This is a genomic window from Paracidovorax oryzae ATCC 19882, from assembly GCF_000687165.1.
Classification (GTDB): Bacteria; Pseudomonadota; Gammaproteobacteria; order Burkholderiales; family Burkholderiaceae_C; genus Paracidovorax; species Paracidovorax oryzae.
Genome location: NZ_JMKU01000005.1, coordinates 71,789 through 88,141 on the forward strand (window position 1 = coordinate 71,789; position 16,353 = coordinate 88,141).

A 16,353-nucleotide genomic window follows, 5' to 3' on the forward strand; every position below is an offset into this window, starting at 1 on the left:
AGATCAGGGCGTGCCCTGGGCCGCGGGTGCTGCCAGCTCCATGCGCACCCGGCCGGCCGCGGCGCCGCGCCCGGCCGCCACGGGCACCGGGGCGGCCGCCGCGGGTTTGAGCAGGGCGTAGAGCCCCAGCACGCTCTTCACGTAGTTCTGTGTCTCGCGGTAGGCCGGAATCCGGTGGCCGGCGCGCTGCACGGCACCCTCGCCCGCGTTGTAGGCGGCCAGCGCCAGGTCGAGCCGGCCCTCGAAAAGATCGATCAGGTGCCGCAGGTAGCGCGCACCGGCCGCGATGTTCGTGCCCGGGTCGGTGAGCTTCTGCTCGACCGAACGCTTCGCCTCGCGCGCCACGCCGAAGCGTTCGGCCGTGGCCGGCATCACCTGCATGAGCCCCACCGCGCCGCGCGGCGACACCGCCTGCGGATCGAACCCCGATTCGGTCGCGATCACGGCCTGCAGCAGTTCGTAGTCGAGCCCGTGCTGGTTCGCCGAGGCGCGCAGGAAGTGCTTCACGCGCTTGACCTCGGGCGCGATGTCGAAATAGGCCAGGCGCCGCGCACTTTCCGGCGTGGCCCCCGGCGCCACGCCGGGCGGCACGAGGCCCGTGCCCGTCGAGCGCCCGTCCCTGGTGGAGTCGAACACGTCGCCGCGGAAGAACAGGCTGTAGCGCTCGTCGATGCGATCGGCCGCGAAATGCGTCACGCCGCGCTCATCCACGTAGGCCCAGAGGTCCGCATGGGCGGATTGCACCGGCAGCCAGAGCGCCAGGGCCAGCGCGGCCGCTCGCGCGCCGGCAGCCGCCTGCCGCCGCAGCCATGCCGGCACGGCATCACCACTGGAGCGTCGCGCCGCCATGGCTCAGATGTCCACTTCCACGGCGTCGCCGTGCAGTTCCATCAGCTCGCGCCGCGCGGCCGCCTCGCCCTTGCCCATGAGCTTGGTGATGAGGCCCTCGGTCTCGGCGAAGCCCAGGTCGCCCAGCTGCACGGGCAGCAGGCGGCGGGTGTCGGGGTTGAGCGTGGTCTCCCAGAGCTGCTCGGCGTTCATCTCGCCCAGCCCCTTGAAGCGGCTGATCTGGCACTTCTCGCGCGCCACGCCGTCCTTGGCGCACTTGTCGAGGATGGCCTCCAGCTCGCCGTCGTCCAGCGCATACACCTTCGAGGCCGGCTTCTTGCCGCGCGCCGGCACGTCCACCCGGTAGAGCGGCGGGCGCGCCACGTAGATGTGGCCGGTCTCGATCAGCTTGGGGAAGTGGCGGAAGAACAGCGTGAGCAGCAGCACCTGGATGTGGGATCCATCGACATCGGCATCCGACAGGATGCAGACCTTGCCGTAGCGCAGGCCGGAAAGGTCCGGCGTGTCGTTGGGTCCGTGCGGATCCACCCCCAGCGCCACGGAAATGTCGTGGATCTCGGTGTTGGCGAACAGCCGGTCGCGGTCCACCTCCCAGGTGTTGAGCACCTTGCCGCGCAGCGGCAGCACGGCCTGGCATTCCTTGTCCCGGCCCATCTTGGCGCTGCCCCCGGCGGAATCGCCCTCCACCAGGAACACCTCGTTGTGCGACAGGTCGCGGCTCTCGCAGTCGGTGAGCTTACCGGGCAGCACGGCCACGCCGGAGCCCTTCTTCTTCTCCACCTTCTGGCCGGCCTTCTGGCGCGTCTGCGCGGCCTTGATCGCCAGCTCGGCGAGCTTCTTGCCATAGTCCACGTGCTGGTGCAGCCACAGCTCGAGCGCGGGCCGCACGTAGCTCGACACCAGCCGGACGGCATCGCGCGAATTGAGTTTTTCCTTCACCTGGCCCTGGAACTGCGGGTCCAGCACCTTGGCCGAGAGAACATAGGAGGCGCGCGCGAACACGTCCTCGGGCAGCAGTTTCACGCCCTTCGGTAAAAGCGAGTGCAGTTCGATGAAGCTCTTCACCGCCTGGAACAGGCCGTCGCGCAGGCCCGCGTCGTGCGTGCCGCCCGCGCTGGTGGGAATCAGGTTGACGTAGCTCTCGCGCACGGGCGCACCCTCGTCGGTGAAGCCCACGCACCATGCGGCGCCCTCGCCTTCGGCGAAGCTCTCGTTGTGCCGGTCGGCATAGCCGTCGCCCTCGAAGAGCGGGATCACCGGGTCGGCCGACAGGCTCTGGCCCAGGTAGTCGCGCAGGCCGCCCTTGTATTGCCAGGTCTGGGTCTCCTTCGTCTTCTCGTTGACCAGCGACACCGTCACGCCCGGCATCAGCACGGCCTTGCTGCGCAGCAGGTGGACCAGTTCGTTCATCGGCAGCGCGGTCGATTCGAAATACTTGCCGTCCGGCCAGACGCGCACCGTGGTGCCCTGGCGGCGTTCGCCCGCGGCCAGGGGCCGGGCCGTGAGCGGCTCGGTAACGTCGCCGCCCTCGAACACGAGGCGTGCGATCTGCCCGTCGCGGTGCGTGGTGGCCTCCAGCCGCAGCGCCAGGGCGTTGGTGACCGAGACGCCCACGCCGTGCAGGCCGCCCGAGAAGCTGTAGGCCCCGCCCTTGCCCTTGTCGAACTTGCCGCCGGCATGCAGGCGTGTGAAGACCAGCTCGATCACCGGGGCCTTCTCCTCGGGGTGCAGGCCGAACGGGATGCCGCGCCCGTCATCCTCGATGCCGACGGAGCCGTCGGCGAACAGGGTGACCTTGATGCGCTTGCCGTGCCCGGCCAGGGCCTCGTCGGCCGCGTTGTCGAGCACTTCCTGGATGATGTGCAGCGGGTTGTCCGTGCGCGTGTACATGCCCGGCCGCTGCTTCACGGGCTCCAGGCCCTTGAGCACGCGGATCGAACCTTCGGAATAGTCGCTGGGCGAAACGGAAGAGGGTTTGGCTGCCATGGGCGCGGATTGTAGTGCGGCGTGCCCGGCGGCACTGGATGGAAAGACAGCCACCCGCCTGCCGCACGGGTTAACCCGCATTCCGCGGCAAGCGCCAGCGGACGCTTTTGGCTACATTCGGGCGGATGTCCTCCGAAACCCCGAAGCTCTCCATGGTGCAGGTCCTGGCCTGCGGCGCGGCCGTCGTCACGCTCTCCATGGGCATCCGCCACGGCTTCGGCCTGTGGCTGCAACCCATCACGCAGGACATGGGCTGGACCCGCCAGACGTTCGCGCTCGCGCTCGCCGTGCAGAACCTCGCCTGGGGCCTGTTCGGCATCTTCGCGGGCATGGCGGCCGACCGCTTCGGGGCCTTCCGCGTGCTGATCGCGGGGGCGGTGCTCTACGCCTTCGGGCTGGCCGGCATGGCGCTGTCGCCCACGCCGCTGCTGTTCGCGCTCACGGCCGGCGTGCTGATCGGCGCGGCGCAGGCGGGCACCACCTACGCCGTGATCTACGGCGTGCTGGGCCGCCAGATCGCGCCCGAGAAGCGCTCCTGGGCCATGGGCGTGGCCGCGGCCGCCGGCTCGTTCGGGCAGTTCCTGATGGTGCCCGTGGAAGGCCAGCTGATCGCCCGCCTGGGCTGGCAGGAATCGCTGCTCGCCCTCTCGGCCATGGTGATGCTCATCGTGCCGCTGGCCTTCGGCCTGCGCGAGCCGGGCTTCGGCCGCCGCGCCGCAGGCGCTCCCGCCGCGCCGCGCAGCCAGACCGTGGGCGAGGCCCTGTCCGAAGCGCTGCGCTACCCCAGCTTCCTGCTGCTCACGGCCGGGTACTTCGTCTGCGGCTTCCAGGTGGTGTTCATCGGCGTGCACATGCCCAGCTACCTCAAGGACCACGGCCTCTCGCCCCAGGTGGCGAGCTACGCGCTGGCCCTGATCGGCCTCTTCAACGTCTTCGGCACCTACATCGCCGGCACCCTGGGCCAGCGCATGGAGCGCCGGCACATCCTGGCCTTCATCTATTTCGCCCGCGCGGTGGCCATCACCGTGTTCCTGCTCGCACCGCTCACGCCCGTCTCGGTGTACGTGTTCTCCGCGGTGATCGGGTTCCTGTGGCTGTCCACCGTGCCGCCCACCAACGCCACGGTGGCGCAGATCTTCGGCGTGCAGCACCTCTCGATGCTGGGCGGGTTCGTGTTCTTCAGCCACCAGATCGGCAGCTTCCTGGGCGTCTGGCTGGGGGGCTACCTCTACGACCGCACGGGCAGCTACGACGTGGTCTGGTACCTCGCCATCGCCCTTGGCATCGCGGCCGGCCTCATCAACCTGCCGGTGCGCGAATCGCCGATCGCGCGCACGCCGGCCCGGGCAGGCGCCACCGCCTGAGGCGGGCATGCACATGGCGTCCACCCCCTTGTCCACCCCATCCTCCCGGCGCCCCGGCTGGAAGCGGTGGCTGCCCTGGAGCATCGCGGCCGCCGTGGCGCTGTCCGCCGCCTTCGCGCTCTATGCGGAGCCCGGCTTCGTGGTGATGATGGCGGACCAGGTCTGGTCCTGTTTCTGAACTCCCGCCGCGGCGCGTCCGCCCGCGGCCCCTCCCATGCCACTCCCGTGATGCACAGTCCTGGTCCGCCACCCCATGCCGCGCTGCTCTGCCAGGACGTGCCGTCCGAATGGATCAAGCGCTGGGCCCACCTGGTGCCGCCGCGCGGCCACGTGCTGGACGTGGCCTGCGGCAGCGGCCGGCACCTGCGCTGGTTCCATGCCCGCGGCCATGCGGTGACCGGCGTGGACCGCTCCGCCGACGCGATCGCCCCGCTGGCGCCGCTGGGCGAACTCGTCCATGCGGACATCGAACAGGCCCCCTGGCCCTTCGCCGGGCGCTGCTTCGACGCCGTGGTGGTGACCCACTACCTCTGGCGCCCCCTGCTGCCCACCCTCGCAGCCAGCGTCGCGCCCGGCGGCGTGCTGCTGTACGAAACCTTCGCACGCGGCAACGCGACCGTGGGCCGGCCCTCGAGGCCGGAATTTCTGCTGGAGCCCGGGGAACTGCTGGCGGCCTTCCCCGGTCTGAGGGTGATCGCCTACGAGGACGGCTTCCTGCCGTCTCCGGAGCGGTTCGTGCAGCGCCTCGCGGCCGTCCGGGAGGCACCCTGCGACGGACCACCCCGCCACCCCCTCGTGGCTCCCGCCTCCGGTTAACCCCCCGGCCGGGCCGGTTACACACTCGTTAGAATGCTCTTTTACCGTTTTCCTTCGTGGACATGACCTCTTCCAGCGCCACCCTCACCGGCAGCATCGTCGCCCTCGTCACCCCCATGCACGAGGACGGCAGCGTGGACTACCCCACCCTGCGCAAGCTGATCGACTGGCATGTCGCAGAAGGCACCGACTGCATCGGCGTGGTGGGCACCACCGGCGAATCGCCCACCGTGAACGTCGAGGAGCACTGCGAGATCATCCGCGTGGCCGTCGAGCAGGCCGCAAAGCGCGTGCCCATCATGGCCGGCTGCGGTGCCAACTCCACGGCCGAGGCCATCGAACTCGCCCGCTTCGCCAAGAAGGTGGGCGCCGACACGCAGCTGCAGGTCGTGCCCTACTACAACAAGCCCACGCAGGAGGGCCAGTACCGGCACTTCAAGGCCATCGCCGAAGCCGTGGGCGACCTGCCCACCGTCCTCTACAACGTGCCCGGCCGCTCCGTCGCCGATATGCAGCACGACACGGTGCTGCGCCTGGCCCAGGTGCCGGGCATCATCGGCATCAAGGAAGCCACCGGCAACATCGAGCGCGCGCAGTGGCTGATCCGCGAGGTGCCCGAAGGCTTCGCCGTCTATTCGGGCGACGATCCCACTGCCGTGGCCCTCATGCTCTGCGGCGGCCAGGGCAACATCAGCGTCACCGCCAACGTGGCGCCCCGCCTGATGCACGAACTCTGCGTGGCCGCCCTGGCCGGCGACGTGCGCCGGGCCATGGAGATCCAGTTCCGGCTGCTGCCGGTCCACAAGCAGCTCTTCGTCGAGGCCAACCCCATCCCCGTGAAGTGGGCCATGCAGCGCATGGGCCTGTGCGGCGGCGCGATGCGCCTGCCCATGACACCCCTTTCCCAAGGCAGCGAATCCGTGGTGGAAGCCGCGCTGCGCTCCGCCGGCCTGCTCTGAGACTCCCCCAAAGGATTTTTGCGTGAACGCTATCAACCGCCTGGGCCTCCTGGGCCTTGCCATGGCCTTGTCCGCCTGCTCCACGTCCATCCTGGACAACGACAAGATCGACTACAAGAGCGCCACCAAGGGCTCGACGCTCGAAGTGCCGCCCGACCTGACGCAGCTGTCGCGCGATTCGCGCTACACAGTGGCGGGCGGCGTGGTGTCGGCCGCGGCCTTCGAGGCCGGCCAGGCGCAGAGGCAGCCCGGCACGGTCAATGCCGCCGCCAAGTCGCTCGGCGACGTGCGCATCGAGCGCGACGGCAACCAGCGCTGGCTGGTGGTGAAGCGCCCCGCCGATGCACTCTGGGAGCCCGTGCGCGACTTCTGGAACGAAAACGGCTTCGTGCTCACGATCGACCAGCCCAACCTCGGCATCATGGAAACCGACTGGGCCGAGAACCGCGCCAAGCTGCCGCAGGACATCATCCGCTCCACCATCGGCAAGATCTTCGACTCCGTCTACTCCACCGGCGAGCGCGACAAGTTCCGCACCCGCCTGGAGCGCGGCGCCGACGGCTCCACCGAGATCTACATCAGCCACCGCGGCATGGTCGAGGTCTACACCACCTCCCAGAAGGACAGCACCATCTGGCAGCCCCGCCCGGTCGATCCGGAACTGGAAACCGAATTCCTGCGCCGCCTGATGGTCAAGCTCGGCGTGAGCCAGGAAGAGTCCCGCGCCGTGGCGGCCGCCCCGGTCCAGCCTCCGCCGACGGCACGCATCGGCCGCGTGGGCAACGCCCCCGTGGTGGAACTCGACGAGAGCTTCGACCGCGCATGGCGCCGCGTCGGGCTGGCGCTCGACCGCACGGGCTTCACCGTCGAGGAGCGCGACCGCGCCCAGGGCGTGTATTCCGTGCGCTACGTCGAGCCCACCGAGAAGAAGGACCCCGGATTCTTCGCCAAGCTGCTGGGCCGCTCGGCCGATGCCGCGCCGCCCGTCAAGTACCGCATCCAGGTGCGCACCGAGGGCGGCAAGAGCACGGTCGCGGTGCTCAATGCCGCAGGCGCGCCCGAGAGTTCGGCCAACGCGGACCGCATCGTCCGCGTGCTCGCCGACGACCTGAAGTGAACGGCGCTGCCGCCCGCTGAGGAGCCACGGACCGCGTGCTGCGCTTCAAGAACCTGGGCAGCGGCAGCTCGGGCAACGCCACCATCGTCGAAGGGCGCTGCGGCACGCTGGTGCGGCGCCTGCTCGTCGATTGCGGGCTGGGGCCGCGCCAGCTGGCCGGCCGCCTCGGCGAGGCCGGCCTGGCGATCGACGACATCGACGCGATCTTCATCACCCACGAACATTCCGACCACGTGGGCGGCCTGCAGAAAATCGCCCTGCGCCACCGCATTCCGGTCTGGATGAGCCACGGCACCCATGAGGCCATCGGCGCGCCGGACCTGGACGGACTGCTGCACCTCACCGCGGACGGCGAATCCATCGACCTGGGCGCTTTCGAGGCCCGCCCCTTCACCGTCCCGCACGATGCGCGCGAGCCGCTGCACCTGCGCTGCAGCGACGGAGCCACCCACATCGGGCTGCTCACGGACCTGGGACATGCCACCGAACACGTGCTCGCCCACCTGCGCGGCTGCCATGCACTGCTGCTGGAGAGCAACCACGACCGCGAGATGCTGTCCGTCTCCAGCTATCCCGCCTTCCTGAAGCGGCGCATCGGCGGCGCCTACGGGCACCTGGGCAACCACGTGGCTGCGGAGATCCTGCGCGCGGTGCGGCACGATGGCCTGCGCAGCGTGGCCGCGGCCCACCTCAGCGCCCAGAACAACCGCCCGGACCTCGCCCGTGCCGCACTCGCCGGAGCCATCGGCTGGGAGCCGGCCCAGATCGAGGTGGCGGACCAGCGCAGCGGCACCGGCTGGATCGGCGGCTGAGCGCAACACCTGCCCGAGTGGCTGCTGGCCTGCTCTGCAGGCTGCGCGACATGCACGCAAAAAAGCCCCGACCTTGCGGTACGGGGCTTTCGTGCCTGGCCTTTCGCCGCAGGCTGGTGGTCCGGCGGCGAAAGGCGGTGCGGCAGCTTACTTGGCAGCGGAAGCGCCACCTGCAGCGGCTGCGGCAGCAGCGTCTGCAGCGGCCTTGGCGGCGTCGCTGGCGGGGGCGGAGGCTTCGGCAGCAGCGGCTGCGGCAGGAGCCGAAGCGTCGGAAGCAGGGGCTTCGGCCGGTGCGGGCATGGGAGCGGGAGCCGGTGCCGGAGCTTCGACGGGAGCCGGGGCCGGAGCCGGGGCTTCTTCCTTCTTGCCGCAGGCGGCGAGAGCGACGGACGCGACCAGGGCAGCCAGAACGAGAGAGTTCTTCATTTCGTTTTTTCCTATGGGACAGACGGATCTTGGAATTTGCCGCCACGCCGCCCTCTTTCAGCGATGCGCTTTGGCCGGGCGCGATGCACCCCGTGGCGCTGGGGAATGCGCCATGCACTCCCAGACATCAACCGCAAATTATAGGGAGATTGCGTCAATCCCCATCAACACCTACAGCGCGGACTGAGCGATGTCACAGTCCGAGCGTCGTCGCAGGAAAAGCAGGCGTGCTGCGCCGAAGCCATTCGTCCAGCACCTGCCGCACCTGCACGCGGCGCTCGGGCTCGCCGCCGGCCACGCCGGTGCAGCGCTCGGGATCCAGCCGCTGCAGCACCCAGCGGCCGGACCACAGCACGCCGGGCAGTTCCTGGCGCTCCCTCGCGGGCGCCTTGCGGCATTCCACGATGTGGTCCCAGGTGGCACGCCAGCGGACGAAGCGCGCATGGCGCCGGACCACCTCGTCGTAGTGGGCGGCCAGCAGCGTCATCCTGCGCCCCCGCGCCGCCCAGGCCTGCAGCGACGCCTCCACGTCGCGGTCCCCCAGTGGCCAGTCATGGAAGTCGAAATCGCACAGCACCAGCTCTTGCCAGCCCTCGCGGGCCGCGCACGCCAGGGCGGCGCGCACCCCGCCACCGAAGTCGCTTCGCCCCTCGAAGCGGCCGGACGGCAGCGGTGCCTCGCCGGCCAGGGCCTGGGAGAAATCCATGGACGACCTCCTTGTTCGAATCCACGCAACAGTCTGCGCGCCAGGCACCACGGGCGGCGAGCCGCCTGCCCGGCCTATCCCGCGGGCCTGGCGTGCACCCAGCCGGCGTCGCACCACGATGCCAGCAGTTCCAGCGCATCCTCGCTGGCCCGCGCCAGGTCGCGCGCGGCGAGTTCGCGCTGGTCGGCCAGGCGCCGCATGAGCGTGGCGTCCCGGCCGCCGGCCAGATAGCTCTCGCCGTTGATGAAGACATGGCGCGCGTCGTACATCATGCGCGTGCGGCGGTCCAGGCGCACGCCCTGCGCCACGTCCGCATCCGGATCTCCCGGCTCGAACCAGACATTGGGCTTGGGTTCGGTCAGGCTCTCGCCCAGCGCGCGCTCCAAGGCCAGCGGCGCGGCCAGGGCCCGCGCCAGGGCGTCGCGCGCGAAGTCCAGCAGCGCGGCAGGAATCTCCCCGGGGCGGTCCGCCGCGTCCTGCGCGGGATCGCGGTACAGGTGCGGGGACAGGGCGCCCTCCTCGTCCGGGCCGTCCGACAGGCGGTTGAGCAGGTCCTGCGCGAGGCCCGTGCGCGACGGCGAACGGAAGCCGATGGAATAGGTCATGCACTCGCCCTCGGCGATGCCGTCGTGCGCCCACCGCGGCGGCAGGTAGAGCATGTCGCCGGGCTCCAGCACGAACTCCTGCTCGGGCTCGAAGTTCTCCAGGATCTTGAGCGGGATGCCGTCCTTGAGCGCCAGGTCCTTCTGCCGACCGATGCGCCAGCGCCGCCGTCCATGGGCCTGCAGCAGGAACACGTCGTAGCTGTCGAAGTGCGGCCCCACGCCGCCGCCGTCGGTGGCGTAGCTGATCATCAGGTCGTCCAGACGGGCCTGCGGCACGAATCGGAACTGCTGCAGCAGCGCATGCACGGCGTCGTCGTGCAGGTCCACGCCCTGCACCAGCAATGTCCAGTCCGGCGTGGCCAGGGGCGGCAGCGCGCGGCGCGCGAAGGGGCCGTGGCGCAGGCTCCATGCGCCCTTTTTCTGCTGCACGAGGCGCGATTCGACGGTCTCCTGCGCCGCCAGCGCAAACAATTCCTGGCGCCCCACGGGCGGCACGAACGAGGCGATGGCCTGGCGCACCAGCAGCGGCTTCTTCTGCCAATGCCGGCGCATGAATTGCGCGGGGGTGATTCCGCCCAGCAGGGCGAGGGGGGTATGGGTATCCATGGGGGGAAAGCGAGAGGCGCACGCGCCGATGGCGCGGCCGGTGGACGAACTGCGACAATTCTCCTATGGAAATCAACCAACAATGCGTGGTCGCCTTGACCTGGATCCTGAAAGACACATTGGGCGAGGAGCTGGACGTGCTCGACGACCCTGTGGAATTCCTCGTCGGCGGCGACGACCTGCTAGCCCGCATCGAGGAAGCGCTGCAGGGCCACTCCGCGGGCGACACCCTGGCGCTGCACCTGGAACCCGAGGAGGCCTTCGGCGATTACCAGGACAAGCTGCTGTTCCTCGAGCCCCGCACCCTGTTCCCCGAGGACATCGAGGAAGGCATGACCATCGAGGGCAGCGCCCTGCCCGAAGGCACCAACCCGGCCGCCCCGCGCGACGCCCTCTACACCGTGGCCCAGCTCTACCCGGAACACGTGGTGCTGGACGGCAACCATCCGCTCGCCGGCATCGCGCTGCGCCTGCACCTCACGGTGCAGGGGGTGCGGGAGGCGACGGAGGAGGAAATCGGGCGCGGCACCGCCGGCACCGGCTTCTTCCGCATCCAGCCGCCCGACACGGGCGAGCCTCCCCTGCTGCACTGAACCCGGGGCACGCGCCCATGAAAAAAGGACCCGAGGGTCCTTTTTTGCATTGAAGCCGGCTCCAGCAGATCACATGCGGGAGATCTGGCCGCCGTTCAGGCGCACACGGTCGCCGGGGCGCAGGTCGCCGGGGGAGCCCACGTCGTAGGCGCGCTGGCCGCCCTGGTCGAGCTGCACCGTGATGCGGTAGCCCTCGGCGCGCCCGTCGTTGTTGCCATTGCGGTTCTCGATCTGGTTGCCCACCACGCCGCCGCCGACGGCGCCCAGCACGGTGGCGGCCGCACGGCCGGTGCCCTTGCCCACCTGGTTGCCCAGCACGCCGCCGATCACGGCGCCGGCCACGGTCCCGACACCCACGCCGCTGTTGCCGCTGCGGCCCTGCAGCATCTCGATGTTGGTCACCGTGCCGTACTCCATGCCGGCCGGCGCGGAAGACGGGTAGCTCGAATACGTGGGCTGGCCGGGATACTGCGAACCGTAGCGCGGCTGCTCGGCGCAGGCGCCCAGGGCGCCGGCGAGGGCCACGGTGGCGATCGCAGCGGTGGTGCGGGAAAACTTCAGCATGTTCGACTCCTTCTTGCGGAAATGGACAAGGCTCTGGCCCCGCCGGTCAACCCATTGGAGCATGGGGCCGGCCGCGGCACGCGACGGGCGATGGCCGCGGCCGCCGTAGGCACCATCGCCCCGGACGGATAGGACGATACCTACACCTTGCCCGTGGAGCCGTAACCGTTCTCGCCGCGTTCCGTGGCCGGAAACTCCTGCACGACATTGAACTGCGCCTGCACCACCGGAACGATCACGAGCTGGGCCAGCCGCTCCATCGGCTGCAGGGTGAAGGCGGTGTCGCTGCGGTTCCAGGCGCTGACCATCAGCTGCCCCTGGTAGTCGCTGTCGATGAGGCCGACCAGGTTGCCCAGCACGATGCCGTGCTTGTGGCCCAGGCCCGAGCGCGGCAGGATCAGCGCCGCGTAGCCGGGGTCCTTGAGGTAGATGGCGATGCCCGTGGGCACGAGCTGCCAAGCGTTGGGTTCCAGGGTCAGGGGCGTGTCCAGGCAGGCCCGCAGGTCGAGGCCGGCACTGCCGGGCGTGGCGTAGGCGGGCAACTGCTCCGCCATGCGCGCGTCGAGGATCTTGACGTCGATTTTCACAAATGCTTTCAATGAATGATGCGGAGGCGCAACACTCCGGGAGCGCCAGCCCCGGCGTGTTCCGGGGATGGCGCTTCAGGCTGCGGCCAGCCGGCGGGCAATGTCCGCCACGAGCTGCTGCGCCAGTTCGCGCTTGGTGGCGCGAGGCAGCGTGCGGTGGCCTTCGGCATCCACCAGCAGCAGGGCATTGTCGTCCTGACCGAAGGTCTCGGGACCGATGTTGCCGACCAGCAGGGGCACGCCCTTGCGCGCGCGCTTGGCCGTGGCATGCTCCAGCAGGTGGTCGCTCTCGGCAGCGAAGCCCACGCAGTACAGCGCCCCTTCACGCGCACGGCCGGAGGCCGCGATGGTCGCCAGGATGTCGGGGTTCTCCACGAAGGCGAGCGCCGGGACGGCGCCCGAGCCATCCTTCTTGATCTTGCGCGTGGCCGCTTCCGCCGGGCGCCAGTCCGCGACGGCCGCCGTCGCCACGAAGATGGATGCCTGCGGGGCGAGCGCGGTGCAGGCCTGCAGCATGTCCCGCGCGGAGCGCACATCCACGCGGCGCACGCCGCGCGGGGTGGGCAGGTGCACGGGGCCGGCCACGAGATGGACCTCCGCACCGGCCTCGCGGGCCGCACGCGCGATGGCGAACCCCATCTTGCCGCTCGAGAGGTTGGTGATGCCGCGCACCGGGTCGATCGCCTCGAAGGTCGGGCCGGCCGTGACCAGCACGCGGTGCCCCGCGAGCAGCCTGGGTGCGAAGAAGGCCGTCAACTCCTCCAGCAGCTCCGCGGGCTCCAGCATGCGGCCGTCGCCCGTTTCGCCGCAGGCCTGGTCGCCCGTGCCCACGCCCAGCACCACGGCGCCGTCGGCAGCCACCTGCGCCAGGTTGCGCTGCGTGGCGGGGTGGGCCCACATCTCGCGGTTCATCGCGGGCGCGAGCAGCAGTGGCACGCGCTGCGCGGGGCGGGCCAGGCACAGCAGGCTGAGCAGCTCGTCGGAGCGGCCCTGCGCCAGCCGGGCGATGAAATCGGCGCTGCAGGGCGCGATCAGGATCGCATCCGCCTCGCGGCCCAGGTTGATGTGCGGCATGTTGTTGGGCTCGCGCGCGTCCCACTGCGAGGTATAGACCGCGCGTCCCGTGAGCGCCTGCATGGTGACGGGCGTGATGAACCGCTCGGCCGCCTCGGTCATCACCACCTGCACGGTGGCGCCCGCCTTGGCGAGCAGCCGCGCCAGTTCGGCCGACTTGTAGCAGGCGACGCCGCCCGAAAGGCCCAGGAGAATGTGTTTGCCCGCCAGTTCGTTCATGGGCGCGCAATTTAGCAGACGCCCCGCCACCGTGCAGGGGAACGCGCCTGAGCGGCCGGGCGCGGATGGGCCGGCCTCTATAATCCCGATTTCCCACCACCATAAAAAGACATGACCAAATTTGTCTTCGTCACCGGCGGTGTGGTGTCTTCCCTGGGCAAGGGAATCGCCTCAGCCTCCCTTGCTGCGATCCTCGAATCGCGCGGCCTCAAAGTCACCCTCATCAAGCTCGACCCGTACATCAACGTGGACCCGGGCACCATGTCCCCGTTCCAGCACGGCGAAGTGTTCGTCACCGACGACGGCGCCGAGACCGACCTCGACCTCGGCCACTATGAGCGTTTCATCGAAACGCGCATGAAGAAAACCAACAACTTCACCACGGGCCGCATCTACCAATCCGTGCTCGAGAAGGAACGCCGCGGCGACTACCTGGGCAAGACGGTGCAGGTGATCCCGCACGTCACCAACGAGATCCAGGAATACGTCAAGCGCGGCGCGGGCATCGGCACCGACGACGCGGTGGACGTGGCCATCGTCGAGATCGGCGGCACCGTGGGCGACATCGAATCCCTGCCCTTCCTCGAAGCCGTGCGCCAGATGAGCCTGCGCATGGGGCCGAACAATTCCGCGTTCGTGCACCTCACCTACCTGCCCTACATCGCGGCAGCTGGTGAACTCAAGACCAAGCCCACCCAGCACACGGTGCAGAAGCTGCGCGAGATCGGCATCCAGCCCGACGCCCTGCTCTGCCGGGCCGACCGCCGCATCCCCGACGAGGAGCGCGGCAAGATCTCCCTGTTCACCAACGTGGCCGAATGGGGCGTGATCAGCATGTGGGACGTGGACACCATCTACAAGGTGCCCCGCATGCTGCACGAGCAGGGCCTGGACGGCCTGATCTGCGACAAGCTGCGCCTGAACACGCCGCCCACCAGTCTGAAGCGCTGGGACCAGCTGGTCTATGAGACCGAGCATCCGCAGGGCGAGGTCACCATCGCCATGGTGGGCAAGTACGTCGACCTGTCCGACAGCTACAAGTCGGTGAACGAGGCGTTGCGCCACGCGGGCATGAAGAACCACGTGCGCGTGAAGATCGAGCACGTCGATTCCGAGACCATCGGCGCGGCCGATGCGGCCGAGAAGCTGGCCAGGTACGACGCCATCCTGGTGCCCGGCGGCTTCGGCGCGCGCGGCGTGGAAGGCAAGATCTGCACGGCGCGCTACGCCCGCGAGCAGAAGGTGCCCTACCTGGGCATCTGCCTGGGCATGCAGGTGGCCACCATCGAATATGCGCGCCACGTGGCGGGCCTCGCGAACGCCAACAGCACCGAGTTCGACGCCGCCACGCCGCATCCCGTGATCGCGCTGATCACCGAGTGGAAGGACGCCGACGGCACCATCCAGACGCGCAGCGAGACCTCCGACCTGGGCGGCACCATGCGCCTGGGCGCGCAAAGCTCCGACGTCGCCTCCGGCACGCTGGCGCACGAGATCTACGGCAACATCGTCACAGAGCGCCACCGCCACCGGTACGAGGCGAACGTGAACTACCTCGACCAGCTCCGCAAGGCGGGCCTCGTGATCTCCGCGCTCACGCAGCGCGAACAGCTCACCGAGATCGTCGAGCTGCCGCGCGAGGTGCATCCGTGGTTCATCGGCGTGCAGTTCCACCCCGAGTTCAAGTCCACCCCGTGGGACGGCCACCCGCTCTTCAACGCCTTCATCAAGGCGGCGGTCGAGCACCAGAAGAGCCGCCAGCCCGCACTGCCCGCCGCCGCGGCCTCCTGAGGCGCCGGCAACTCTCCCACAAGGCATCTTCCATGAAACTCTGCGGCTTCGACGCCGGCCTCGACCGGCCCTTCTTCCTCATCGCAGGCCCCTGTGTCATCGAGTCCGAGCAGCTGCAGATGGACGTGGCCGGCCGCCTGAAGGAAACCACGGCGACGCTGGGCATCCCGTTCATCTTCAAGAGCAGCTTCGACAAGGCCAACCGGTCCTCGGGCACGAGCTTCCGCGGCCCGGGCCGCGAGAAGGGCCTGGAGATCCTGGCCAGGATCCGCCGCGAACTGGACGTGCCCGTGCTGACCGACGTGCACACCGAGGACGACATCACCGAGGCCGCCAAGGTGGTGGACGTGCTGCAGACGCCCGCGTTCCTCTGCCGCCAGACCGACTTCATCCGCGCCGTGGCGCAGTCGGGCAAGCCGGTGAACATCAAGAAGGGGCAGTTCCTCGCGCCCCACGACATGAAGAACGTCATCGACAAGGCCCGCGCCGCCGCGCGCGAGAAGGGCCTGCCGGAAGACAGCTTCATGGCCTGCGAGCGCGGCGCGAGCTTCGGCTACAACAACCTCGTCTCCGACATGCGCGGCCTGGCCATCATGCGCGAGACGGGCGCACCCGTGGTGTTCGACGCCACGCACAGCGTGCAGTTGCCCGGAGGCCAGGGCACCAGCAGCGGCGGCCAGCGCGAGATGGTGCCGGTGCTGGCGCGCGCGGCCGTGGCCGTGGGCGTGGCCGGCCTCTTCATGGAGACGCACCCCGATCCCTGCAACGCCCTCTCGGACGGGCCCAACGCAGTGCCGCTCAAGCACATGAAGGCGCTGCTGGAAACCCTTGTCGCCCTGGATTCCGTCACCAAGCGGAACGGCTTTCTCGAAAACGACTTCGGAGCTTGAGACATCCCATGAGCAGCGCCTACATCATCGCGTCCGTCACCGTCACCAACCCCGAGCAGTACGAAGACTACCGCCGCCTCAGCACGCAGGCCATGCAGGTGCACGGCGCCGAAGTCTGCGTGCGCGGGGGCCGCGTGGAAGTGCTGGAGGGTGACTGGAACCCCGGCCGCACCGTGGTCCTGAAGTTCCCCACCATGGAGGCCGCCCGCGCCTTCTACGAATCCGCCGAGTACCAGCAGGCGAAGTCCGCGCGACAGGGCGCGGCCGTCATGCGCATGGTGTGCGTCGAAGGGGTGTGAGGCCTTCCGGCCCGGCCCCGCGCCATTGCCCGCCCGCCCTCCCGATGTTGCAGCCGCACGCGCGGCGCGCCGGCCTTCGGCGCCCTGCCC

At 69.6% G+C, this 16,353-nt stretch carries 18 protein-coding genes; 10 read left to right on the forward strand and 8 right to left on the reverse strand.

What is annotated here, in order from left to right; genetic code table 11:
* Positions 1–3: 3 nt before the first annotated feature.
* Both T336_RS0103830 and T336_RS0103835 read right to left on the reverse strand, forming a co-directional pair.
* Positions 4–849: a lytic transglycosylase domain-containing protein gene (locus tag T336_RS0103830; protein ID WP_026431560.1), complete on the reverse strand. Its 846-nt coding sequence runs from the start codon at positions 847–849 to the stop codon at positions 4–6.
* 3 nt (positions 850–852) lie between these two features.
* Positions 853–2,835, reverse strand: coding sequence for a DNA topoisomerase IV subunit B (locus T336_RS0103835; protein ID WP_026431561.1), 1,983 nt, complete (start codon positions 2,833–2,835; stop codon positions 853–855).
* A 125-nt stretch (positions 2,836–2,960) separates the two neighbouring features.
* Between T336_RS0103835 and T336_RS0103840 the strand changes: the two genes are divergently transcribed.
* The 6 genes from T336_RS0103840 to T336_RS0103865 all read left to right on the forward strand — a co-directional run bounded on the left by T336_RS0103840 (position 2,961) and on the right by T336_RS0103865 (position 7,903).
* Entirely contained in the window at positions 2,961–4,199 is a 1,239-nt protein-coding gene (locus tag T336_RS0103840; protein WP_026431562.1) for an MFS transporter, read from the forward strand.
* Positions 4,200–4,212: 13 nt separating this feature from the next.
* Positions 4,213–4,377, forward strand: coding sequence for a hypothetical protein (locus T336_RS27100; RefSeq protein ID WP_019700766.1), 165 nt, complete (start codon positions 4,213–4,215; stop codon positions 4,375–4,377).
* Positions 4,378–4,427: 50 nt separating this feature from the next.
* The gene (locus T336_RS0103850) at positions 4,428–5,015 is read left to right on the forward strand and encodes a class I SAM-dependent methyltransferase (protein ID WP_026431563.1); all 588 of its coding nucleotides are present in this window, start codon (positions 4,428–4,430) and stop codon (positions 5,013–5,015) included.
* Between the two features lie 62 nt (positions 5,016–5,077).
* Complete coding sequence (gene dapA / locus T336_RS0103855; RefSeq protein ID WP_019700764.1) at positions 5,078–5,974, forward strand: 4-hydroxy-tetrahydrodipicolinate synthase; 897 nt, start codon at positions 5,078–5,080, stop codon at positions 5,972–5,974.
* A gap of 22 nt (positions 5,975–5,996) precedes the next feature.
* The gene (bamC, locus tag T336_RS0103860) at positions 5,997–7,091 is read left to right on the forward strand and encodes an NlpB/DapX family lipoprotein (protein ID WP_019700763.1); all 1,095 of its coding nucleotides are present in this window, start codon (positions 5,997–5,999) and stop codon (positions 7,089–7,091) included.
* A gap of 35 nt (positions 7,092–7,126) precedes the next feature.
* Positions 7,127–7,903, forward strand: a complete 777-nt coding sequence (locus T336_RS0103865) for an MBL fold metallo-hydrolase (RefSeq protein WP_019700762.1) — start codon at positions 7,127–7,129, stop codon at positions 7,901–7,903.
* Positions 7,904–8,050: 147 nt separating this feature from the next.
* Here the strand turns inward: T336_RS0103865 and T336_RS25920 are convergent, their stop codons facing one another.
* From T336_RS25920 to T336_RS0103875, 3 genes are all read right to left on the reverse strand, one after another.
* On the reverse strand, positions 8,051–8,329 hold the full coding sequence (locus T336_RS25920) for a hypothetical protein (RefSeq protein ID WP_035225266.1): 279 nt from the start codon (positions 8,327–8,329) through the stop codon (positions 8,051–8,053).
* A gap of 193 nt (positions 8,330–8,522) precedes the next feature.
* Positions 8,523–9,035 (reverse strand): hypothetical protein, encoded by a 513-nt coding sequence (locus T336_RS0103870; RefSeq protein WP_026431564.1) that lies wholly within the window; start codon positions 9,033–9,035, stop codon positions 8,523–8,525.
* A gap of 74 nt (positions 9,036–9,109) precedes the next feature.
* On the reverse strand, positions 9,110–10,246 hold the full coding sequence (locus T336_RS0103875) for a JmjC domain-containing protein (RefSeq protein WP_026431565.1): 1,137 nt from the start codon (positions 10,244–10,246) through the stop codon (positions 9,110–9,112).
* Positions 10,247–10,311: 65 nt separating this feature from the next.
* On the opposite strand from T336_RS0103875, the gene T336_RS0103880 reads away from it, so the two are divergent.
* Positions 10,312–10,839, forward strand: a complete 528-nt coding sequence (locus T336_RS0103880; RefSeq protein WP_019700759.1) for an FKBP-type peptidyl-prolyl cis-trans isomerase — start codon at positions 10,312–10,314, stop codon at positions 10,837–10,839.
* A 69-nt stretch (positions 10,840–10,908) separates the two neighbouring features.
* Here the strand turns inward: T336_RS0103880 and T336_RS0103885 are convergent, their stop codons facing one another.
* From T336_RS0103885 to coaBC, 3 genes are all read right to left on the reverse strand, one after another.
* Positions 10,909–11,403 carry an outer membrane lipoprotein gene (locus T336_RS0103885; RefSeq protein ID WP_019700758.1) on the reverse strand — a complete coding sequence of 165 codons (495 nt, stop codon included), beginning with the start codon at positions 11,401–11,403 and terminating at the stop codon, positions 10,909–10,911.
* A 140-nt stretch (positions 11,404–11,543) separates the two neighbouring features.
* On the reverse strand, positions 11,544–11,990 hold the full coding sequence (gene dut, locus T336_RS0103890; protein WP_026431566.1) for a dUTP diphosphatase: 447 nt from the start codon (positions 11,988–11,990) through the stop codon (positions 11,544–11,546).
* A 75-nt stretch (positions 11,991–12,065) separates the two neighbouring features.
* On the reverse strand, positions 12,066–13,283 hold the full coding sequence (coaBC, locus tag T336_RS0103895) for a bifunctional phosphopantothenoylcysteine decarboxylase/phosphopantothenate--cysteine ligase CoaBC (protein ID WP_019700756.1): 1,218 nt from the start codon (positions 13,281–13,283) through the stop codon (positions 12,066–12,068).
* A 111-nt stretch (positions 13,284–13,394) separates the two neighbouring features.
* On the opposite strand from coaBC, the gene pyrG reads away from it, so the two are divergent.
* From pyrG to T336_RS0103910, 3 genes are read left to right on the forward strand one after another with little or no spacing between them, the layout of a single operon-like run.
* Complete coding sequence (gene pyrG, locus T336_RS0103900; RefSeq protein ID WP_026431567.1) at positions 13,395–15,074, forward strand: CTP synthase; 1,680 nt, start codon at positions 13,395–13,397, stop codon at positions 15,072–15,074.
* Between the two features lie 32 nt (positions 15,075–15,106).
* Positions 15,107–15,964, forward strand: coding sequence for a 3-deoxy-8-phosphooctulonate synthase (kdsA, locus tag T336_RS0103905; RefSeq protein ID WP_026431568.1), 858 nt, complete (start codon positions 15,107–15,109; stop codon positions 15,962–15,964).
* Positions 15,965–15,972: 8 nt separating this feature from the next.
* The gene (locus tag T336_RS0103910) at positions 15,973–16,263 is read left to right on the forward strand and encodes a DUF1330 domain-containing protein (protein ID WP_026431569.1); all 291 of its coding nucleotides are present in this window, start codon (positions 15,973–15,975) and stop codon (positions 16,261–16,263) included.
* The last annotated feature ends 90 nt before the right edge of the window (positions 16,264–16,353 follow it).